This window comes from Streptomyces sp. NPDC017943 (assembly GCF_044328425.1).
Taxonomy (GTDB): Bacteria; Actinomycetota; Actinomycetes; order Streptomycetales; family Streptomycetaceae; genus Streptomyces; species Streptomyces djakartensis_A.
Genome location: NZ_JBIRHH010000003.1, coordinates 359,346 through 378,999, shown reverse-complemented (window position 1 = coordinate 378,999; position 19,654 = coordinate 359,346). Strand labels below are relative to the sequence as shown.

Here is a 19,654-nt window from a genome sequence, read left to right as displayed (position 1 = left end):
GCTGGAAACCTGGCTCTCACCCTTTTTCAGGGGTACGGCGAGCGGGGCCGCCGGTGTTCAATCCGATCGCAACTCCGGGCCCATTCCTGTCCTTTGTTCAATTCATCCGAGCAGGTGTACGAGAGAAGGCCGTCTTCGCCGCTTCCGGGCGGCCCACCTCGGGCGACGGCGGACCTTGACCGGCGCCCGGATTTCCTCCCCGCGTCACCGGATTCACCGAAACACCTCCGGCCTCCGGTAACCGCCGGTAAATGCCGAGCTTTCCTGGCCCGGGCCGCTGTTTCTGCCGCCGAATTCGGCGGCAGAAACAGCGGCCCGGAGCGGGTCTCAGCGCAGCCCGAAGCGCTCCGACCAGGTGATCACGTCCCGCGTGGTCGCGTTGCCCCCGCACACCACCAGCCCCAGCCGCGCGCCGTCGCCCACCCGGTCGAGGACCTGCCGCGCGGCGGGCAGCAGGCAGCCGGCCGCCGGTTCGGCCCACACCTTGGCGTGGTCGGCCAGCTCCAGCACCCCCCGCACCGCCTCCCGGTCCGGCACCACCAGCACCTCGGTGACCAGGGCGGAGACATGGTCGTACGTCAGCTGCGACACGGCAGGGGCGCTGAGCGTGGAGACGATCGAGGACAGGGCGACGGGCAGCGGACCGCCCGCCTTCAGGGCCTCGGACATCGCCTGCGCGCCCTCGGTCTCCACGCCCCACACCCGCACGCCGGGCCTGCGCGCCCGCAACGCGGCGGCTACGCCGGAGATCAGCGCCCCGCCCCCGACGCTGACGAGGACGTCGGTGAGGTCGCCGGCGTCGGCGGCGAACTCCAGGCCCACCGTGCCCTGGCCGGCCAGCACCACCGGGTCGTCGAAGGGGTGGACGAGCGTCAGTCCCTCCTGCTGCAACCGGGTCATGAGGGCGAACGCGCCGGCCATGTCGTCGGTCAGCCGCACCGACGCCCCGGCCTCCTCCGCCACCTGCACGGCGCGGGCGGGCGCCGAGCGGGGCATCACCACGGTGGCCTTCACGTGCAGGGCGGCGGCCATGACCGCGAGCGCGATCCCGTGGTTGCCGCCGCTGACCGCCACCACCCCGGCGGCCCGTTCGGCCTCGCTCAGCGACAGCAGTTTCGCGGCGGCGCCGCGCGCCTTGAACGAGCCGGTGCGCTGGAGCAGTTCCAGCTTCGCGGTGACCGGGGCACCGAGCAGCGCCGACAGCCCTGGGCTGTCCACGGTCGGTGTGTGCACGACGTGCCCGGCGATCCGGTCGGCCGCGGCTTCCAACTCCGGGATGCCGATCACGGCAGCCATCCTTCCGGCGCGGGTTGCGAGTGAGCGCCGTGACGCACCCTGACCCGGGAAGGGGTGCCGGGTCAATCGACCGGAGTGCCCTGCGGGGTGAACGAGCGGTGGAACGTGAAGGCGTGCGGTGCGCAGCCGTGGTCGTGGAGGTGTTCCAGCTTGGCCACCCCCTCCTGCCAGGTGGGCGTCACGCCGTCGGCGACCCACCACAGCACGTGACTCGGGTGTCCTGTCCGCTCGAACCAGTCGTGGCGTCTGCTCAGGGCCTCCCGGTGCAGACCGCCGTAGACGGCGTCGAAGGCGTGGCGCAGGCCGCTCCAGAGCGAGAGGGTCGCGGCCAGCGCGGTCGTCTCCGCCGTCCGGCCCTTGACGTACCAGCTCGGTGCGGCGAAGCGCCCCCACGCGCCCCAGTCCGCCTCGAAGAGCAGGCCCCGGTCGCCGCCCGCCGGTTCGGCGCGGGAGATGTATCCGGGGTGCCGGCCGATCGTCCGGTACACGGCCTCGCCCCGGTCGTAGAACGCGCGCATGCGCGGTCCGGGGTCGGCGAGGGGAGACGTCAGGACGCCGAACGTGTACAGAGCGAGCGTGGGCATGCGTCTCCCTGGGCGGTGAGGGGGGTGGGATCCGGAGGAACCCTCCAGCAGCTATGGGCGATCGCGGAGGGCCAGCTGAAGGTAGCCGCCCCCGCGCAACCTGTCGACGTTGCGTTTTCCGCGTCCACGTGGCCTCCGCACCGCCCCGTCACCCCCCGACGGCCGTCAGCGGACCGGCTCCGCCACAGGGGCCTGTGCCGGTATGCCGAGCTCCACGCGGGCCCGGGCCACCATCGCGCCGGTGTGCCCGAGGCCCATGCGCTCCGTCGTGGCCGCCAGATCGGCGAGTTCCGCCGCCGTCTCGGTCCGGTCGCGCCCGAGCCGGGCCAGGGACTTGGCGAGGCCGAGGCGGGACAGGGCCTCGCCGCGCGCCTCGCCCATCTCGCGGAACCCGGCGAGCGCCTGCTCGTACCACGCCCGCGCCTGCTCGTAACGCCCCGCCCGGTACAGGACGTTGCCGCGCATCTTGTGGTTGTAGGCGAGCGCGCTCGACAGCCGCATCGCGCGGCAGGTCGTCTCGGCCTCGCTCAGCAGGTCCAGCGCCCGCTCGGTGTCCCCGTCGCGCGCGGACACCACGTCGGCCATCCCGCGCAGGGCCCAGGCGTGGCCCCGCCGGTCCTCGGCGCGGGCCGCGATCCCGGCCGCCTCCTCGAACAGGGCGTACGCCGAGTCGTACGCGCCGGTGTTGCGCTGCATCTGGGCGATGCCCTCCAGCGCCCACACGGTGTGCCGTGCCTCACCGCGCCGCCGGGCCTCGGCGAGCAGTTGCTCGTGCAGCCGGCCGACGGCCTCGTAGTCGCCCTGGATGCGGCCCGTCTCCGCCAGCCCGGCCAGGGAGTAGCCGCGTACGACGGCGTCCCCGCCGCGGTCGCCCAGCTCGGCGGCGAGGTGCAGGAGCCGGCGGGCCAGGGCGAAGGCGCCGCGCTGGCGGGCCAGCGTCCCGCCGCTCCACAGGGCCCAGGCCATCGCCCCCGCGTCCTGCGCCTGCCGGGCCGCCCGGTAGCCGGCCTTCCAGGCCCGGTCCGCCTCCCGGACCTGCCCGAGCCGGCGGTGGGCCTCCGCCACCGCGAGGCCGCAGCGCGCGGCCTCCCCGGGGTTCCCGGCCCGCTCGGCGGCCTCCAGCTGCGCGGTGCCGGCCGCCAGGACGTCGGTGAGGGACGCGTTGACGGACAGGTTCGTGAGGGCGCCCTGGTACTCGGGGGCGAATGCCTTGCCGTACATCGATGCCTTTCGGTCCGTGTGCACACCGTCTCTACACGCCGTGTATACGTGCAGCGTATACACGGAGCGTATAGCGGGGCGGAAACCAGCCCTGGCCACCGGGGCCAGGGCATTGTCTGTCGCCGGTCAAGACGCCGGCCGGACGGAACGGGTTGTCCGTGAGGCGCAGATCACGTACGCGATGTCAGTGCTGCCCTGCCTTCTGCGGTGTCGCCTCACTCGGCCGCACGACGACGAACCCCTGGCCTTGGAGCATCAGTTGCACGGCCTCGCCCGAACCCCCGCGCAGCATCGAGCCGATGGACTGGGAGCGGTGCAGGGACGTCTGCAGCCCCGCCGTCCATCCCACGACGGCGTCGGTGTCGACGTACACCGGGTACTGCGGCGACACCGGGATGACCAGCGGGCTGCCCTCGCAGACCAGCCCCAGCCTGCCCTGCCCGGTGAAGACGCTGTTGAACAGTCCGCCGCCGGTCATGCCGGCGCCCTTCACGGTGGAGATGCGGTACGACAGCGTGGCGTCGAAGCACAGGACGTTGCGGCCGTTGACCGTGAACTCGTCACCGGGCTCGACGTCGACGACGAAGCAGTTCTGCGCCTCGTGCGCGAACCACGCCTCGCCCTGCCCGCGCACCGCCATCAGCGGAAGTCCCTCACCGGTGACCGCCCGCTTGAGCATGCCGCCCACGCCCTGGCCCTTGCGCTCGAACTGGAGGTTGCCGCGGTAGGAGATCATCGCGCCCTGGCGGGCCAGCATCTCGCCGTTCACCGTGTACCGGATGCACTTGGCGTTCTCCACCGTCATGCCCGGCGCGACGGCCGGCTGCACCATGTGCTCACTGGAAAAGAGGTCACCCTTCATCCCGGCATCCTCACCCGGACCCTTCCCCTCCGCCAAGATCGTGGCGTGGGGCCCCGGGGCCCGGGGTACGCGACGGGTTCGTCCCCGACCGTACGGCTACGGTGGCGTGCTCCGGGGCGGCCCGGGAGGCCCGGCGGCCCGGTGACCGCGCGGGACCGCCCCGTGACCCCGTTCGCACACCGACCGGCCGAAGGAGCGCCGACCATGCCCCGCACCGCACGCCCCCGACGACGTGCCGTCCTCGCCGCCCTGTCCTGCTGCGTCGCCGTGGGCTGCGGGACGGACACGGGCCCGGCGGGCGCCCGGCCGACCCGTCCGCCCGCCGCGCCGGCCGCATCCGGCCAGGGCGTCGTCACCTGGGCGGCATCCGCCCACCGCGTCGGCGAGGCGGCCCGCGGGGACCGCGGCTACCGGCTGGTGGTGCACACCAGCGTCGGCGGCAGCGGCCTCAGGGTGCGGCTGTCGAACGCCTTCGGCGACCGGCCCGTCACCTTCGGCGGCGTCCACGCCGGCCTGCGACGGGACGGGGCGGCCCTCGTGCCCGGCAGCAACCGGCCCCTCACCTTCGGCGGCGCGAGCACCGTCACCGTCCCGGCCGGCGGCCTCGTCCTCAGCGACCCGCTGCCCGGGCACGTCCCCGCAGGACGCGACCTCGCCGTCAGCCTGCGCGTCACCCGGGCCGGCGGCCCGCTCACCGGGCACGCGGCGTCCATGCAGACGTCGTACGTCAGCGACGGCGCCCACACCGCGCAGGAGAGCGCGACCCACTGGACGCGGCGCACCGGCGCCTGGTTCTACCTCGACGCCGTCACCGTACGGCCCCGCAGGGGCGCGGCAGCCGTGGCGACCCTCGGCGACTCCATCACCGCCGGCTGGCACTCCACGGCCGACCGGAACCGCCGCTGGCCCGACCACCTCGCCCGCCGGCTGGCGCGATCCAGCACCGGCACGATCGAGGGCGTCGCCAACGAGGGCATTCCCGGCAACCGCGTCCTCAGCGACGGCCCCGGGCCGAGCACCCTCAACCGCCTGAGCCGGGACGTGCTGTCGCTGCCGGGCGTGCGCACCGTCCTCCTCTTCCAGGGCGTCAACGACATCAAGGCCGAACCCGCCCCCACCGCCGCCCAGTTGATCGCCGGGTACCGCACCCTGGTCGAACGGGCGCACGCCGCCGGGAAGTGCGTCGTCGGCGCCACCGTCGCCCCCTTCAAGGGCTGGCCCGAATGGGACCCCGCAGCGGAAGCCGTGCGCCGGAAGGTGAACGCCTTCATCCGCGGCAGCGGCGCCTTCGACGCCGTGACCGACTTCGACCGCGTCCTGCGCAGCCCCTCCGACCCGGAGCGGCTGCTGCCCGCCTACGACAGCGGAGACCACATCCACCCCAACGACAAGGGCATGAAGGCGCTGGCCGACGCGGTCGACCTCGGCAGCCTCGAATGCCGCACCGGCTGACGCGGGCCCGGACCGGCCGGGAGCGCGGCCCTCACCCCGGCTGCGACGGCTGCGGCGTGATCAGGCCCTCCCGGTAGGCGACCGCCACCGCCTCGCCACGGCTGGAGGCGCCCAGTTTGGCGAGGATGTTGGAGACGTGGACGCTCGCCGTCTTGCCGCTGATGAACAGCTCCTCGCCGATCTGCCGGTTGCTGCGGCCCAGGGCGAGCAGCCGCAGCACGTCCTGCTCGCGCGCGGTGAGCGCACCGGCCCGGCCGGCCGCGTCCGGCGCGTCCGTGAGCCGGCCGCGCCGCACCAGGGCGTCCACCTGCTCGCGCAGCGGCACCGCACCGAGCCGGACGGCGATCTCGCGCACCTCCCGCGCCTGCGCCGCCGCCTCCTCACGCCGTCCGGCCGCGACCAGCGCCTCCGCGTACCGCATCCGGCAGCGTGCCCGCTCGTACACGTCGCCGTAGCCGAACGCCGCCACCGCCCGGCACCAGGCCGCCGGATCGGGCCCCGACCCGGCGCGCACCCACTCCGCCTCGGCACGGGCCAGCCACGCCTGGCCCTCCGGACCCTGCGGCGCGCCGTCCTCGCCGTGCCCGGCGACGTCCCGGGCCAGTTCGACCAGTTCCGCCGCCGTGTCCACCCAGCGGCGCTCCCCGGCCGCGTCACCCGTGAGCCGCGACTCGGCGGCCGCGTCGGCCACCGCGGCCAGCGCCAGGGCGGCGAGCCGGACCGCCGCGTCGGGACGGGTGCCCGCCTCGTCGGTCAGGGCCGCAACCGTGGACCGCGCCCACCGCACGGCCTCCCCGGGGTCCCGGCGCAGCGCCGCCGCGTCGGTCAGCACGAGACCCGCGACCAGGGTGGCCATCCAGTCGAACGGTCCCTCGAGCAGGGCGCGCGCCCGCTCGGCGGCCGAGAGGTCACCGCGGGCCAGGGCCACCGACAGCGCGGGCCCGACCGTGTACCCGCCGGCCGCCGGCAGCACCTCGGCGTCGGCACGGGCCGCCCGCACGCACTCGTCCCAGCGGCCCAGCACGTGCAGCACCACCAGCCGCAGGTACCGCATCTCCAGCGGGTACGGCGACGACAGCAGACCGGCGCGCCGGGCCCGGTCCTGGCCCTCCGTCAGCCAGGGCAGGCACTCCGCCGGTTCCCCGTTCTCGTAGCAGCCCATGGCGAGGTTGAACAGGGCCCGCAGCTCCACGGCGGCGTTGCCGGAACGCACAGCGAGGTCCCGGGCGGTCAGCAGCCGCTGCCGGCCCGGCGCGCCCCGCCGCCCGCCCGGGTCGAACCCGGCCAGGGAGATCAGCAGGTCCGCCTGCGCGTCGAGCACGTGCAGCCGCTCGGCCACCTCCACCGCGCGCCGGGCCACCTCGAGCGCGGTGTCGTTCTCCCCGACGTAGCGGGCCGCCATGACATGGGTGGCCGCCGCCCACACCCAGGTGCGCGAGGGCGGGTCCTCCGGGATCATCGCCAGGGCCTCGCTGCTGTAGGCGAACGCCGTCGTCAGGCTGTCCACGCTGAGCAGGTTCCCGGCGAGCGTGTAGCGCACCCGCGCCGCGAGTTCGGAGTCGGCGTCCTGCCCCAGGTCCGCCAGCGCCGACCGGGAGAGCGAGACGGCCCGGTGCAGCTCCCCGGCGTGCGCGGCCGCCGCGGAGGCGCGCAGGGTCAGCGGCACCCGCCCCATGGCCGCGCCCGCCGGCCTCGCCTCGGGCGGCACGGCGGGCCACAGGTCCAGGGCCGTCTCCAGATGCCGCTGCTCCTCGGCCGGCGCCCCCACCCGCTGGGCGTGGTCGGCGGCCTCCAGCGAGGCGGCCAGCGCCTCCGCCAGATCGTGGCTCTCCCGGTAGTGGTGGGCCCGCTCGGCGGCGCTCTCGGCAGGCCGTCCCCGCCCGGCGAGCAGACGCGCGAACGCCCCGTGCAGGCGGGCCCGTTCGCCGGGCAGCAGATCGGCGTAGACGGCCTCACGGGCCAGGGCGTGCCGGAAGGAGTAGGTGTCGCCGTCCCCGGCGACGAGCAACTGCCGTCCCACCGCCTCGCGCAGGGCGGACTCCAGCTCCGCCTCGGGCAGCCCGACCGCCTCCCGCAGCAGGTCGTGCTCGACCCGGCGCCCGGCGACGGCGGCGGTCCGCAGCACCTGCTGCGCGGTGTCCGACAGCTGCTCGAACCGGATCAGCAGCACGTCGGCCAGCCCGCTCGGCACCCCGCCGGAGCCGGAGCCGGTGGCCGCGAGCAGTTCCTCGGCGTAGAAGGCGTTGCCCTCGGCCCGCTCCACGATCCGCCGCACGGTGGCGTCCGGCAGGGGTTGCCGCTCCAGCGCCCGCACCAGGCGGTCCACGTCCGGGTCGGTCAGCGGCCGCAGCTCCAGCCGTTCCACGACCGGCAGCCGGACCAGCTCGGCGAGCAGCGGCCGCAGCGGGTGCCGGCGGTGCAGGTCGTCGGCCCGGTAGGAGGCGAACACCGCGAGCCGCCGCCGCAGCACGCCCCGGCCGAGCAGGAAGCGCAGCAGGTCCCGCGACGACTGGTCGGCCCAGTGCAGGTCCTCCAGCACGAGCAGCAGCGGGGCGGTGCCGGCCACGTCGGCCAGCAGCCCCGCCATGCCCTCGAAGAGCCGCAGCCGGCCGTCCACGTCCCGCACGGAGTCGGTCCCGGCGCCCAGCAGCCGCTCCACGACCGGATGGGCGGCCAGGGCGTCCGCGAACCGCGGGTCGGCGGCGAGCACACCGAGGATCTCGGTGAACGGCAGATAGGGCAGGCCCACGTCCCCGAGGTCCACGCAGTGCCCGGTGACCACGGTCATACCGGCCTCGGCGGCCCGCTTCCCGGCCTCGTCCAGCACCCGGGTCTTGCCGACACCGGCGTCCCCGGCGAGCAGCACCGCCCGCGCCTCACCCGCGCGGGCACGCTCCAGCACCCCGGACAGGCGCGCGAGTTCGGCGTCGCGGCCGACCACGGGCGCGAGGGATGAAGCCTGGGGCACGGAACCAACTCTCTCTCGCCGAGGACACGGGGCGTGGCGCCATCGTGCCGCGGGCACGACCGGCCGCGGGCACGACCGGGCAGGGACGGTCCTCCGCCGGACGACCGACACGACCGAGGCGGCGACCAGGGACGACCGACGAGACCGACACGACCGACACGACCGGGAGGTACCCGGACGCAGCTACCCGCGCAGCACCTTGGCCCAGTCCGCGGGGACCCGTCCGGCCGGGCCCGGCGCGGGCTGGTCGTCCGGGTGGCTCACCGGCGCGGCCAGTTCGGGCCCCTCCTCGTACAGCTCGTTCGTCTCGAAGTTCCAGAACCAGGTCTCACCCGGCTCGTAGCTCTGCACGAAGGGGTGCCCGGTCTCCCGGAAGTGGGCCGTGGCGTGCCGGGCGGGGGAGCTGTCGCAGCACCCCACGTGCCCGCACTGCGCGCACCGCCGCAGGTGGAACCACCAGCCCCCTGCCGTGTCGCACTCCGCGCACCCGCTGCCGCTCGGCGGCACACCCGGGTCGATGCCGTTCGCCTCGCTCATGCCGACTCCTCCTCCGCCGCTGTCAGCGGCAGCAGCACCTGAAATCGCGTGTCCCCCGGTTCCGACTCCACCTGGATGCTGCCGTGGTGCTTGTTGACCACGATCCGCCAGGAGATGTCGAGCCCCAGCCCGGTCCCCTCGCCCACCGGTTTCGTCGTGAAGAACGGGTCGAAGATCCGCTCGCGGTGCTCCGCCGGGATGCCCACGCCGGTGTCGCGGAACTCCACGAGCAGCCGGTCGTTCTCCCGGGCCGTCCGCACGGTCAGCGTCCCGTGGCCGCCCGCGCTGTTCATCGCGGCGACCGCGTTGTCGACGAGGTTCGTCCACACCTGGTTGAGCTCCGCCGGGTGGGCCGGGATGCTCGGCAGCGTCCGGTCGTACTCCTTGACCACCTCGATGTCCCGGCCGATCTTGCCCGAGAGCATCAGCAGGGTGGAGTCGAGGAGTTCGTGCACGTCGGCGTGGCGGAAGGGCGCCCGGTCCAGCTGCGAGTACTGCTTCGCCGCGTCGACCAGGTGGGAGATGCGGGTGGTGGAGTCGCTGATCTCGTCCATCAGCAGCTCGGTCTCGACGGTGTAGTTGAGCCAGCCGACCGCGCTCGGCAGCATGTCCTCGTCCACCGCCGTGGCGACCTGCTCCAGCCAGTCCACGTCGAGGCCGGCCTGCACGAACGTGGGCGCGATCCGCCAGCCTTCCGGCAGGCCCCGGTCGTCGAGCCAGTCGGTCAGCTCGTCCTCCCGGTCGGCGGCCTCCAGCGGGCTGAGCACCGGGGCCTTGGCGACGCGTTCGGCGGTCCGCTCCTGGATGTCGATGAGCTTCGCCATCACCTCGGGGGAGTACGAGCCCTGGGCGATGACCGCCAGCTTGTGCCGCATCTTGCCGACCCGCTCGCGCAGGGTCGCCGTGGCCCGCACCGCCGCGGCGGCCGGGTTGTTCAGCTCGTGCGTGAGCCCCGCGGACAGGGAGCCGAGCGCCAGCAGCCGCTCACGCTGGCCGATCATCGCCTGGGTGTTCTTCGAGCCGAAGAACAGCCCCTCCAGCAGATGCACCGCCATCGGGAACCACTCCTGCATGATGCCCGCGAACGTGTCGGCGGGCAGCACGAAGAACCGGGTCGGCTCGGTGACGCGCATCGAGTTGTTGTAGACCTGCCGCACCCGGTCGCCCAGATACGCCTGCATGGACCCCGCGTACACCCCGCGCTGGGAGGTCCGGGTCACCTCCACGTCGTCCGCGCCGACCCGGCGGTACAGCACGACCGTGCCTTCCAGCATCACGTAGAAGCAGGTGGCGGGCTCGCCCTCGGTGTACACGGGCCCGGGATCGAACCGCTCCACCCGCCCCTCGGCGCACAGCCGGCCGAGCTGCTCCGGCGTGAGTTTCTCGAACAGGAACAGCGCGCCGATCTCCTGCGGGTCGCAGGGCGCCGCCCGGCCGCTCACGACTGCTCCAGGTACCGGTGGACGAGCATCACGGCCATGGCTCCCTCTCCGACGGCGGACGCGACCCGCTTCGCGGACTCCGAGCGGGCGTCGCCCGCCACGAACACCCCGGGCACGTTGGTCTCCAGGTGGTACGGGGGCCGGTCCAGCTGCCAGTCCAGCGGCGGGCGCCCGTCGGGCGTCAGGTCCGGCCCGGCCAGGATGAACCCGCGCTCGTCGCGCAGCACCGTCCCGTCCAGCCAGTCGGTCAGCGGGGCGGCGCCGATGAACACGAACACCCACTGCGCGTCGACCTGTTCGCAGGCGCCGCTGTCCACGTCGCGCAGGGTCAGCCGCTCCAAATGCCCGTCCCCGTGCGCCTCCTGGACGACCGTGCGGGTGCGGACCTGGATGTTCGGGGACTCCTCGATCTGCTGGATCAGGTAGTGCGACATGGACGCCGCCAGCGACTCGCCGCGCACCAGCAGCGTCACGGACTTGGCGCCGCGCGCGAGGTACATCGCCGCCTGCCCCGCGGAGTTGGCGCCGCCGACGATGTACACGTCCTGGTCCTGGCAGGCGGGCGCCTCCGTGAGGGCCGATCCGTAGTAGACCCCGCAGCCGGTCAGGTCCGCGCAACCGGGGGCGGCCAGCTGCCGGTAGGAGACGCCGGTCGCGAGGATCACGCTGTGCGCGGCGACCGCCGAGCCGTCGGAGAACCGCACGATCCGCGCCGCGCCGTTGGCCTCCAGCGCCGTCACCTCGCGCGCGGTGAGGATCTCGGCGCCGAACTTGGCCGCCTGCCGCCGGGCCCGGTCGGTGAGCTGCGCGCCCGACACGCCGTCGGGGAAGCCCAGGTAGTTCTCGATGCGGGAGCTCTGCCCGGCCTGCCCGCCGGTCGCGGACCGCTCCACCAGCACGGTCCGCAGCCCTTCGGAGGCGCCGTAGACGGCCGCGCCCAGTCCGGCCGGGCCGCCGCCGATCACCACGAGGTCGTAGAAGTCGGCGGTCGGCGTGGTCGCCAGGCCCACCCGCGCGGCCAGGTCGACCGGCTCCGGCTCCACCAGCGGCGTCCCGTCGGGCGTGACGACCACGGGCAGCCGCAGCCCGTCCTCGCCGGCCGCGGCCAGCAGCCGCCGTCCCTCCGGCTCGTCGGAGGAGTACCAGCGGTAGGGCACCTGGTTGCGGGCGAGGAACTCGCGCACCTCGGAGGAGCGGGCCGACCAGCGGTGCCCCACGACCTTGGTGGCGGGCACGGGCCGGAAGTCGCTGGAACGCCACGCCTGGAGCAGGTCGTCCAGGACCGGGTACAGCTTCTCCTCGGGCGGGTCCCACGGCTTGAGCAGGTAGTGGTCGAGGTCGACGACGTTGATCGCGTCGATCGCCGCGCTGGTGTCCGCGTACGCCGTCAGCAGCACCCTGCGGGCGCCCGGGTAGACGTCCAGCGCCTGTTCGAGGAACTCGATGCCGTTCATCTGCGGCATCCGGTAGTCCGCGAGGATCACCGCGACCAGGTCGCCGCGCAGCTTCAGCTCCCGCAGCGCGTCCAGCGCGGACTCGCCGGACTCCGCCCGCACGATCCGGTACGTCGCGCCGTAGCGCCGCCTCAGGTCGCGGGCCACGGCCCGCGAGACCCCCGGATCGTCGTCGACGGTCATGATGACGGTCCGCGCCGTTTCGGCGGCCTGTGTCATGCGTCCCCCACGCCGGGCGGTCGACTCACGGCGCGGAGCTCCCGGGGCACCGCGCCGACCTTCGCCCATCGTATGTTCGATCGCCGCCCCGCGCTCCGATACGGAGATGCGCTCCACGCGGCGGCGGCGGGGTGGGGGAGACTGATCGGCATCGCCCGACGACCGCTCCAGGAGGCAGCCGCATGACACGCCCGATCACCGCAGGGCTCGACGGATCGCAGGAGAGCCTCGCGGCCCTCGGCTGGGCGGCCCGCGAGGCGGTACGGCGCGACCGGCCGTTGCATGTGGTGCACGCCTGGCGGGTGGAGGACCGGGAGGCTCTCCCGCCGGGGTTCGAAGGGGACGCGGACCGCCAGGCGGCGTGGGTGCGCGGCGCGGTCGACGAGGCCGTCGCGGCCGTCACCGAGCGGCACCCCGGCCTGAGGACGACCGTCGAGGTCGTGCAGGGCGAGACCGTCGGCGCCCTGATCGCCGCCGCCTCCGGCGCCGAGACGCTGGTGCTCGGCTCCCGCGGGCACGGCCCGATCGTCGGCTTCCTGCTCGGCTCGGTCGGCCAGCAGGTCATCGCCGGGGCGACCCGCCCGGTGGTGCTGGTGCGGGCCGCCGACCAGCCGTCGGGCGAGGCGGCCGGGCGCGAGATCGTCGTCGGCCAGCAGGGCGAGCCGCAGGACAGCGCGGAGGTGCTGCGCTTCGCGTTCGAGACGGCCGCCGCGCGCGGGGCCACCGTCCGCGTGGTCCGCGCCTGGACGCTGCCGCCGCTGTTCACCTACAGCCCCGGCTCGCTGAAGCTGCTCGACGAGGCCGGGGGCATGGAGCCCTACGAGAAGAAGGGCCTGGCCGACGCGGTGCGGCCCTGGCGGGAGCGGTTCCCCGGGGTGCCGGTGGTGGAGCACGTCGAGATGGGCAGCGCGGGCCAGGTGCTGCTGTCGGTGGCCGGGACGGCCCAGTTGATGGTCGTCGGCCGCCGGGCGCGCCGCACGGCCGTCGGCGCGCGGATCGGCTCGGTCGCACACGGGGTGCTGCACCACGCGGACTGCCCGGTGGCGGTGGTGCCGCACACCGCGCCGGCCCAGTAGCTCAGCCCTGCGCCGGCGGCGGGGTCTCGCCCGCCGCCGGCAGGACGTTCTCGATGTAGTCCGCGACGGCCGTGTCCAGGCCGATGTCCTGCTGGGCCCGCTCGGACAGGTACCAGCGGTGCTCCAGGAGCTGGTGGTAGATCTCCGCCGGGTCCACGGCGCCGCGCAGTCCGGGCGGCACGGCCCGCACGGTCGGCCGGAACACCTCCCGCACCCAGCGGTGGGCGAGGACCTCCGGCCGGGCGGCGAGGGGGTCCGCGGGGTCGTGGTCGTCCTGGGTGGCCATCCAGCTCTCCAGGTCGTTCAGCAGCCGCCGGGCCTGGTTCTCCTCGGTGTCCAGCCCGGTCAGGCGCAGCAGCTGGCGCTGGTGGTGCCCCGCGTCGACCACCTTGGGCACGAAGGTGACGCTGTCGCCGTTGGAGGCGTGCTCGATCTGCATCTCCGCGACGTCGAAACCGAGGTCGTTCAGGCGGCGGATGCGGCGTTCTATGTAGTGGTACTTGCCGGCCGGGTACACCGAGGTGCGGGTCAGCTCGTCCCACAGGCCGCGGTAGCGGGCGCAGATCTCCGTGCCGAACTCGATCGGGTCCACCGACGGGTGCAGGGCCCCGGACGCCTCCAGGTCCAGCAGCTCCCCGCTGATGTTCACCCGGGCGAGATCGAGGTCGTACTCCCGCTGCCCGGGGCTGAGTCGGGGGTGCAGGTCACCGGTCTCGGCGTCCACGAGGTAGGCCGCGTAGGCGCCCGCGTCGCGCCGGAAGAGGGTGTTGGACAGCGAGCAGTCGCCCCAGGCGAATCCGGCCAGGTGCAGCCGCACCAGCAGCACGGCGAGGGCGTCCATCAGCCGGTGCATGGTGGCCGGGCGCATGGTCGTCTCGAACATGGAGCGGTAGGGCATGGAGCCGCCCAGGTGCCGGGTGACCAGGACGCTCTCCAGCGGGGCCCCGTCCGTGTCGGTGCGGCCGGTGACCACGGCCAGCGGATCCACCGCGGGGATCCCGATGCGGTCCAGGTCGCGCAGCAGCTCGTACTCGCGCAGGGCGGGCCGCTCCGCGAGCTCCTTCACGGCGATCACCTCGTCGCCGGCCCGCGCGTAGCGCACGACGTGCCGGGAGATGCCGCGGGGCAGCGGCACGAGGTAGTCCGCCGGCCACTCCTCCAGGGGGACGTCCCACGGCAGTTCCAGCAGGAGCGCGGGGTGCTCCGGGTTGGTCGCGCTGATCTGCAGTGCCATGGGCCGCTGGTCCTCGTCTCGCCGCCGATCGTGGCCTCACTCTAAAGGGCCAGTTCCCGGGCCCTCAGAGCGGCGTCGCGCACCGGACCGCGGTGCACCGGGCCGTGGCCGGGCAGCAGCACCTCGGCGTCCAGGTCCGCCAGCGTGTCGAGGGAGGCCAGGGCACGGGAGCGCTCGCGGTGGAACATGTCCGGCAGCAGTTGCGGCCCTCGGATGCGCGCGGTGGGGTGCCCGGTGACCAGGGCGTCGCCGGAGATCAGCACCCCGGTGCCCGGCACGTGGTACGCGCAGTGCCCGTCGGTGTGGCCCGGGGTGTGCACCGGGACGGGCCGCCCGGGGACGTCCAGCGCGCCGGTGTTCGGGAAGGCCCGCGGGGCGGTGACGGGGACGTGGGCGGTGCCGCCCGAGCGCAGCGCGTGCACGGCCCACGGCAGCACGCCCGGCCGCCACCCGTTGCGCAGCACCGTGCCCACGGTCACCTGGTGGAGGAACTCCCGCCGCGCGTGCGGCACTTCGGCGTCGTGCAGGTGCACGGGCGTGCCGTACGCGGTGCTCAGGTGCTCGGCGGAGCCCAGATGGTCGTTGTGCGCGTGGGTGATCAGCACGGCCGCGACGGCCTCCGGTGCGCTGCCCACCTGTGCGAGCGAGGCGAGGACCTGCTCACGGTCGCCGGGGTAGCCGGTGTCGATCAGCGTGGCGGCGTCCCCGTCGGTGAGGATCACCCAGTTCGTGTTCGAGCCGTGCACCAGGTAGGTGCCGTCCGCGACGTGCTGCACGTCCGCCCGCATGATCGCCCCGCCCTGTGTCGGTGTGGCCGCCGGTCCTGTCGGGGGACAGGAAAGCAGACCCCGGCGCGGGCGCGGGCGGCGGGTGGGGCCGAGGGGACCGGACCCGTCGCGGCGGGCGGGTCACCGCACGCCGTGGGGGCGGAACTGGATGCTGATGCGCGGTCCCGTCGCCCGGGTGCTCTTGGGGATCGAGTGCTCCCAGGTGCGCTGGCAGGACCCGCCCATGACGACGAGGTCGCCGTGGCCGAGCGGGCGCCGCACGGTGCTCCCGCCGCCGAGGGGCCGCAGCAGCAGGTCCCGTGGTGCTCCGACGGACAGGATGGCGACCATCGTGTCCTCGCGGGCACCGCGCCCGATCCGGTCGCCGTGCCAGGCCACGCTGTCCCGGCCGTCGCGGTAGTAGCACAGGCCCGCCGTGGTGAACGGCTCGCCCAGCTCCTCGCCGTAGTGGGCGCTCAGCGCGTTCCGCGCCTCGGCCAGCACCGGGTGGGGCAGCGGGTCGTCCGCGCCGTAGTACGCGAGCAGCCGGGGCACCTCGACGACGTGGTCGTACATCTGGCGGCGCTCCGCCCGCCACGGCACCTCGGCGGCGAGCTGTTCGAACAGCGCGTCCGAGCCGGAGAGCCACCCGGGCAGGACGTCGAGCCAGGCACCGGCGCCGAGCCCGGTGCGGCGGATTCCGTCGAGCGGACCGAGGCGCAGCTCGTCGGTCTGATCGAAGAGGGAGCCCTGGAGGTGCATGTGTGCAGCGTACCTCCTATTCGAAAGGATGTTCCATTGAGGGATCGGTCGACCCACTCGTTCCCGGCCCTTTCGATACAGCGATGTATCGAATACATTCCTGTATCGAAAGGAGGCCGACCGTGCAGGCAACCACCGGCCGCGTGACCCGGCGCCGGGTGCACACCCGCGCCAGGCTCCTGGAGGCCGCCTTCGCCGTCTTCGCGGCCAAGGGCTTCGGGCACGTCTCGATCGAGGAGATCTGCGACGCCGCCGGGTACAGCAGGGGCGCCTTCTACTCCAACTTCTCCAGCCTGGACGAGCTGTTCTTCGCGCTCTACGAGGAACGGGCCGACCTCATCGCCGAACAGGTGGCCGGGGCCCTGGCCCTCGACGGAGAGGGCCTGGACGTGCCGGCCGCCGTGGACCGCGTGACCGACGTGCTGCTCCTGGACCGCGACTGGCTGCTGGTCAAGACGGACTTCCTCGTGCACGCGGCCCGCGACCCCGAAGTGGCGCACAGCCTGCTGCGGCACCGCGCCCGGCTGCGGCAGGCCATCGCCGACCGCCTCGCCCGAGCCCGCGGCCACACCCCGCTGCCCGCCGTCCTCGGCGGCACCGACGGCGCCGCCCAGGCCGTGGTCGCGGCGTACGACGGCGTCACCGTCCAACTGCTGCTGGACCGGGACGCCGAGCGCGCCCGGGCCTGGCTGAAGCAACTGCTCACGGCCCTGCTGACCGACGGCAGCGGCACCCCGGACCACGCGCAGGACTGAAGAAGGGAACGGTCGCCATGGACGCCGATGTCATCGTCGTCGGAGCGGGCCTCGCCGGCCTGGTCGCGGCACACGAACTGACCAGCAGGGGCAGGAGGGTCGCGCTCGTCGACCAGGAGAACGCCGCCAACCTCGGCGGCCAGGCGTTCTGGTCCTTCGGCGGGCTGTTCCTCGTCGGCTCGCCGGAACAGCGGCGCCTGGGCATCAAGGACTCCTTCGACCTGGCGTGGAGCGACTGGCGGGGCAGCGCCGGCTTCGACCGGCTGGACGACGAGGACTCCTGGGCGGTGCGCTGGGCCCGCGCCTACGTGGAGTTCGCCGCGGGGGAGAAGCGGTCCTGGCTCGCCGGCCACGGCATCACGTTCCTGCCCACCGTGGGCTGGGCCGAGCGCGGCGACCTCACCGCGCACGGCCACGGCAACACCGTCCCCCGCTTCCACATCGCCTGGGGCACCGGTACCGGCGTCGTCGAGCCCTTCGTGCGCCACGCCCGGCAGGCCGCCCGGGACGGGCTGCTCACCTTCCACCACCGCCACCGGGTCGACGCCCTGGTCGTCGAGGGCGGCGCCGCCACGGGCGTGCGCGGCACGGTCCTCGCCGAGGACCGCTCGCCGCGCGGCGTCGCCTCCAGCCGCGAGGCCGTCGGCGCGTTCGAACTCACCGCCCAGGCCGTCGTCGTCACCAGCGGCGGCATCGGGGCGAACCGCGACATCGTCCGCCGCCACTGGCCCGAGCGCCTCGGCACCCCGCCGCGGGAGATGGTCACCGGCGTCCCCGCCTACGTCGACGGCCGGATGCTCGACATCAGCGCCGAGGCGGGCGTACGCCTGGTCAACCGCGACCGCATGTGGCACTACACCGAGGGCCTGGCGAACTGGGACCCGATCTGGCCCGGCCACGGCATCCGTATCCTGCCCGGGCCGTCCTCGATGTGGTTCGACGCCCGCGGCCGCCGTCTGCCCGGGCCGTACCTGCCCGGCTACGACACCCTCGGCACCCTGAAGCACCTGCGCACCACCGAGGACATCGCCGGGTACGACCACTCCTGGTTCATCCTCACCCAGCGGATCATCGAGAAGGAGTTCGCGCTGTCGGGCTCCGAGCAGAACCCGGACATCACCGCCAAGGACCGCGCCGGATTCCTGAAGGAACGCATCCTCGGCAAGGGCGCGCCCGGACCGGTCGACGCCTTCGTGCGCAACGGCGCCGACTTCGTCACCGCGCCGAGCGTCGAGCAGCTGGTGGAGAAGATGAACCGCCTCACCGGCGAGCCGCTGCTCGACGCCGAGGACATCAAGCGCCAGATCGAGGCCCGCGACCTGCAGATCGCCAACCCCTACGCCAAGGACGCCCAGGTGCAGGGCATCCGCAACGCCCGCCGCTACATCGGCGACCGCCTGGGCCGGGTCGCCACCCCGCACCGCATCCTCGACCCGGCGGCCGGCCCGCTGATCGGCGTCAGGCTGCGCATCCTCACCCGCAAGACCCTCGGCGGCATCCAGACCGACCTCGACTCCCGCGCCCTGGGAGCCGACGGCACACCGATCGAGGGCCTGTACGCGGCAGGGGAGGTCGCCGGGTTCGGCGGCGGGGGAGTGCACGGCTACAACGCGCTGGAGGGCACCTTCCTCGGCGGCTGCCTCTTCTCCGGCCGGGCCGCGGGCCGCGCGGCGGCGAAGCAGACCGCTTGACGGACGCGGGCCGCCCGCCTCCTCAGCCGTCGAGGAGGCGGGTCAGCACGGTGGCGTGGCTCTGCTCCGGCGTCTTCGACGCGGTCAGCAGGGTCACGTCGCCCTTGCGGACCAGGGCACGCAGATCGTCGAGCGCCTCGGCGGCCTCGTCGGCGGCCAGTTCCGCCTCGTACCGCTCGGCGAACTCCTCGTAGCCGCCCTCGCCCGCGTGGTACCAGCGGCGCAGTTCCGTCGACGGGGTGAGCGCCTTCGGCCACGCGTCGACCCGTGCCTGGTCCTTCGCCAGTCCGCGCGGCCACAGCCGGTCGACCAGGACCCGGGTCCCGTCCTCCGGCTCGGCGGGGTCGTAGACACGGCGCACACGGACACTCATGGCCGGCTCCTCTCGGTGGCTCGCGGCGGTGAAGGTGCCGCGAGCCTAACCCCGTCCGGCGGACGGCACCGCCCGGCGCGAGACGGCGGATTCCGCGCACGCGCGGCGGGTACTCCGTCCGCCGACGGCGCCGAACGAGGAGGTCACGGCATGAGCGCGAGGGACGACCTGCCGGTCGTGCGCACACTCGACGAACTCGCCGAACTGGTCGAACGGCACGACGGCCTGTACGTCCGCTGGTCCCGCGGCCCGGAGACCGATCTGCGCAGAGTGTCCAGCAAGGACGACCTGACCGGGGTGCAGATGCCGGGTCTGTCCGCCAACCCGCTCGGTGTGGAGGAGTGGTGGGAGGACCGCCCGGTCCGCCTGTGGGTGGCGCGCCGCCTGTTCGACTACGCCCATCTGCCGCACGAGAAGGGTCCGGGGGTGCAGCCCTGGGTGCTCGCGGGGCGGGAGGCGGCCCGCGGGCCGGACAACGAACCCCTGGTCGTCGAGGCCCGGCCGCTGTGCCGGATCGACCGGAGGGTGATCGACGAGGCGAAGGCGGAGGTCGCCCGGCAGGAGAACCCCTGGGGGACGCTGCGCCGCAGCTGACCCCCAGGGGCGGGAGGAGAGGGGAGGGAGGGACTCAGCCGGAGCGGCGGCGGGCCGCCGCGCGCCGCTTCAGCGCACGGCGCTCGTCCTCGCTGGTCCCGCCCCACACGCCGATGGACTGCCCGGTGTCCAGTGCCCACTGCAGGCACTGCTCCTGCACCGGGCAACGCCGGCACACCCCCTTGGCCTGTTCGGTCTGCAACAGGGCCGGGCCGGAGGTGCCGATCGGGAAGAACAGCTCGGGGTCCTCGGTCCGGCAGGAAGCGTGGTTGCGCCAGTTGTCCATCGAAGTCACCTGCATCGCGGTAGAGATGTGCAGTTCTGGATGCTCGCTTCTGTTCGGGTCACCTGTCGACGCGTGGTGAAA

18 protein-coding genes are annotated in these 19,654 nt (G+C 74.1%); 5 read left to right on the top strand and 13 right to left on the bottom strand.

Going from position 1 to position 19,654, the window contains the following annotated elements; all coding sequences use genetic code 11:
• Nucleotides 1–327 precede the first annotated feature (327 nt).
• The 4 genes from ACH4C6_RS11055 to ACH4C6_RS11040 all read right to left on the bottom strand — a co-directional run bounded on the left by ACH4C6_RS11055 (nt 328) and on the right by ACH4C6_RS11040 (nt 3,963).
• Nucleotides 328–1,287: a threonine/serine dehydratase gene (locus tag ACH4C6_RS11055; RefSeq protein ID WP_398108270.1), complete on the bottom strand. Its 960-nt coding sequence runs from the start codon at nt 1,285–1,287 to the stop codon at nt 328–330.
• Between the two features lie 71 nt (nt 1,288–1,358).
• The gene (locus ACH4C6_RS11050; protein ID WP_398108269.1) at nt 1,359–1,880 is read right to left on the bottom strand and encodes a DUF3291 domain-containing protein; all 522 of its coding nucleotides are present in this window, start codon (nt 1,878–1,880) and stop codon (nt 1,359–1,361) included.
• A 165-nt stretch (nt 1,881–2,045) separates the two neighbouring features.
• Nucleotides 2,046–3,101 (bottom strand): tetratricopeptide repeat protein, encoded by a 1,056-nt coding sequence (locus ACH4C6_RS11045; protein WP_398108268.1) that lies wholly within the window; start codon nt 3,099–3,101, stop codon nt 2,046–2,048.
• A 184-nt stretch (nt 3,102–3,285) separates the two neighbouring features.
• A complete protein-coding gene (locus ACH4C6_RS11040) occupies nt 3,286–3,963 on the bottom strand; it encodes an AIM24 family protein (protein ID WP_398108267.1) in 678 nt (225 codons plus the stop codon).
• 204 nt (nt 3,964–4,167) lie between these two features.
• Here ACH4C6_RS11040 and ACH4C6_RS11035 point away from each other — a divergent pair, with 204 nt between their 5' ends.
• Entirely contained in the window at nt 4,168–5,415 is a 1,248-nt protein-coding gene (locus ACH4C6_RS11035) for an SGNH/GDSL hydrolase family protein (protein WP_398108266.1), read from the top strand.
• A 31-nt stretch (nt 5,416–5,446) separates the two neighbouring features.
• Here the strand turns inward: ACH4C6_RS11035 and ACH4C6_RS11030 are convergent, their stop codons facing one another.
• The 4 genes from ACH4C6_RS11030 to ACH4C6_RS11015 all read right to left on the bottom strand — a co-directional run bounded on the left by ACH4C6_RS11030 (nt 5,447) and on the right by ACH4C6_RS11015 (nt 12,035).
• On the bottom strand, nt 5,447–8,383 hold the full coding sequence (locus tag ACH4C6_RS11030; protein ID WP_398108265.1) for an AAA family ATPase: 2,937 nt from the start codon (nt 8,381–8,383) through the stop codon (nt 5,447–5,449).
• Nucleotides 8,384–8,566: 183 nt separating this feature from the next.
• A complete protein-coding gene (locus tag ACH4C6_RS11025) occupies nt 8,567–8,920 on the bottom strand; it encodes a UBP-type zinc finger domain-containing protein (RefSeq protein ID WP_398108264.1) in 354 nt (117 codons plus the stop codon).
• The gene (locus ACH4C6_RS11020) at nt 8,917–10,362 is read right to left on the bottom strand and encodes an ATP-binding protein (protein ID WP_398108263.1); all 1,446 of its coding nucleotides are present in this window, start codon (nt 10,360–10,362) and stop codon (nt 8,917–8,919) included. Before ACH4C6_RS11020 ends, ACH4C6_RS11025 begins: the two co-directional genes overlap by 4 nt.
• On the bottom strand, nt 10,359–12,035 hold the full coding sequence (locus tag ACH4C6_RS11015; protein ID WP_398108262.1) for an FAD-dependent oxidoreductase: 1,677 nt from the start codon (nt 12,033–12,035) through the stop codon (nt 10,359–10,361). The genes ACH4C6_RS11020 and ACH4C6_RS11015 overlap by 4 nt, the downstream gene beginning before the upstream one ends.
• Before the next feature lie 182 nt (nt 12,036–12,217).
• Between ACH4C6_RS11015 and ACH4C6_RS11010 the strand changes: the two genes are divergently transcribed.
• Nucleotides 12,218–13,111: a universal stress protein gene (locus ACH4C6_RS11010; protein WP_398108261.1), complete on the top strand. Its 894-nt coding sequence runs from the start codon at nt 12,218–12,220 to the stop codon at nt 13,109–13,111.
• A 1-nt stretch (nt 13,112) separates the two neighbouring features.
• On the opposite strand, the gene ACH4C6_RS11005 is transcribed toward ACH4C6_RS11010, so the two are convergent.
• The 3 genes from ACH4C6_RS11005 to ACH4C6_RS10995 form a co-directional block, all read right to left on the bottom strand.
• Complete coding sequence (locus ACH4C6_RS11005; protein WP_398108260.1) at nt 13,113–14,345, bottom strand: DUF4032 domain-containing protein; 1,233 nt, start codon at nt 14,343–14,345, stop codon at nt 13,113–13,115.
• 41 nt (nt 14,346–14,386) lie between these two features.
• A complete protein-coding gene (locus ACH4C6_RS11000) occupies nt 14,387–15,133 on the bottom strand; it encodes an MBL fold metallo-hydrolase (protein ID WP_398108259.1) in 747 nt (248 codons plus the stop codon).
• A gap of 120 nt (nt 15,134–15,253) precedes the next feature.
• The gene (locus ACH4C6_RS10995; RefSeq protein ID WP_398108258.1) at nt 15,254–15,874 is read right to left on the bottom strand and encodes an alpha-ketoglutarate-dependent dioxygenase AlkB; all 621 of its coding nucleotides are present in this window, start codon (nt 15,872–15,874) and stop codon (nt 15,254–15,256) included.
• An 83-nt stretch (nt 15,875–15,957) separates the two neighbouring features.
• Between ACH4C6_RS10995 and ACH4C6_RS10990 the strand changes: the two genes are divergently transcribed.
• Nucleotides 15,958–16,629, top strand: a complete 672-nt coding sequence (locus ACH4C6_RS10990) for a TetR/AcrR family transcriptional regulator (protein WP_398108257.1) — start codon at nt 15,958–15,960, stop codon at nt 16,627–16,629.
• A 17-nt stretch (nt 16,630–16,646) separates the two neighbouring features.
• Entirely contained in the window at nt 16,647–18,320 is a 1,674-nt protein-coding gene (locus ACH4C6_RS10985) for an FAD-binding dehydrogenase (protein ID WP_398108256.1), read from the top strand.
• Between the two features lie 22 nt (nt 18,321–18,342).
• Here ACH4C6_RS10985 and ACH4C6_RS10980 read toward each other — a convergent pair whose 3' ends face one another.
• On the bottom strand, nt 18,343–18,693 hold the full coding sequence (locus ACH4C6_RS10980) for a DUF488 domain-containing protein (protein ID WP_398108255.1): 351 nt from the start codon (nt 18,691–18,693) through the stop codon (nt 18,343–18,345).
• A 150-nt stretch (nt 18,694–18,843) separates the two neighbouring features.
• Between ACH4C6_RS10980 and ACH4C6_RS10975 the strand changes: the two genes are divergently transcribed.
• Nucleotides 18,844–19,287, top strand: a complete 444-nt coding sequence (locus ACH4C6_RS10975; protein WP_398108254.1) for a DUF6098 family protein — start codon at nt 18,844–18,846, stop codon at nt 19,285–19,287.
• A gap of 34 nt (nt 19,288–19,321) precedes the next feature.
• Here the strand turns inward: ACH4C6_RS10975 and ACH4C6_RS10970 are convergent, their stop codons facing one another.
• Nucleotides 19,322–19,573 carry a WhiB family transcriptional regulator gene (locus ACH4C6_RS10970; protein ID WP_369194178.1) on the bottom strand — a complete coding sequence of 84 codons (252 nt, stop codon included), beginning with the start codon at nt 19,571–19,573 and terminating at the stop codon, nt 19,322–19,324.
• Nucleotides 19,574–19,654: the final 81 nt, after the last annotated feature.

What these genes read in the sequence shown, in the direction of transcription:
- ACH4C6_RS11050 (WP_398108269.1), bottom strand. Translation starts at nt 1,880, where the DNA reads ATGCCCACGCTCGCTCTGTACACGTTCGGCGTCCTGACGTCTCCCCTC.
- ACH4C6_RS11045 (WP_398108268.1), bottom strand. Translation starts at nt 3,101, where the DNA reads ATGTACGGCAAGGCATTCGCCCCCGAGTACCAGGGCGCCCTCACGAAC.
- ACH4C6_RS11040 (WP_398108267.1), bottom strand. Translation starts at nt 3,963, where the DNA reads ATGAAGGGTGACCTCTTTTCCAGTGAGCACATGGTGCAGCCGGCCGTC.
- ACH4C6_RS11035 (WP_398108266.1), top strand. Translation starts at nt 4,168, where the DNA reads ATGCCCCGCACCGCACGCCCCCGACGACGTGCCGTCCTCGCCGCCCTG.
- ACH4C6_RS11025 (WP_398108264.1), bottom strand. Translation starts at nt 8,920, where the DNA reads ATGAGCGAGGCGAACGGCATCGACCCGGGTGTGCCGCCGAGCGGCAGC.
- ACH4C6_RS11015 (WP_398108262.1), bottom strand. Translation starts at nt 12,035, where the DNA reads ATGACACAGGCCGCCGAAACGGCGCGGACCGTCATCATGACCGTCGAC.
- ACH4C6_RS11010 (WP_398108261.1), top strand. Translation starts at nt 12,218, where the DNA reads ATGACACGCCCGATCACCGCAGGGCTCGACGGATCGCAGGAGAGCCTC.
- ACH4C6_RS11005 (WP_398108260.1), bottom strand. Translation starts at nt 14,345, where the DNA reads ATGGCACTGCAGATCAGCGCGACCAACCCGGAGCACCCCGCGCTCCTG.
- ACH4C6_RS11000 (WP_398108259.1), bottom strand. Translation starts at nt 15,133, where the DNA reads ATGCGGGCGGACGTGCAGCACGTCGCGGACGGCACCTACCTGGTGCAC.
- ACH4C6_RS10995 (WP_398108258.1), bottom strand. Translation starts at nt 15,874, where the DNA reads ATGCACCTCCAGGGCTCCCTCTTCGATCAGACCGACGAGCTGCGCCTC.
- ACH4C6_RS10990 (WP_398108257.1), top strand. Translation starts at nt 15,958, where the DNA reads ATGTATCGAATACATTCCTGTATCGAAAGGAGGCCGACCGTGCAGGCA.
- ACH4C6_RS10985 (WP_398108256.1), top strand. Translation starts at nt 16,647, where the DNA reads ATGGACGCCGATGTCATCGTCGTCGGAGCGGGCCTCGCCGGCCTGGTC.
- ACH4C6_RS10980 (WP_398108255.1), bottom strand. Translation starts at nt 18,693, where the DNA reads ATGAGTGTCCGTGTGCGCCGTGTCTACGACCCCGCCGAGCCGGAGGAC.
- ACH4C6_RS10975 (WP_398108254.1), top strand. Translation starts at nt 18,844, where the DNA reads ATGAGCGCGAGGGACGACCTGCCGGTCGTGCGCACACTCGACGAACTC.
- ACH4C6_RS10970 (WP_369194178.1), bottom strand. Translation starts at nt 19,573, where the DNA reads ATGGACAACTGGCGCAACCACGCTTCCTGCCGGACCGAGGACCCCGAG.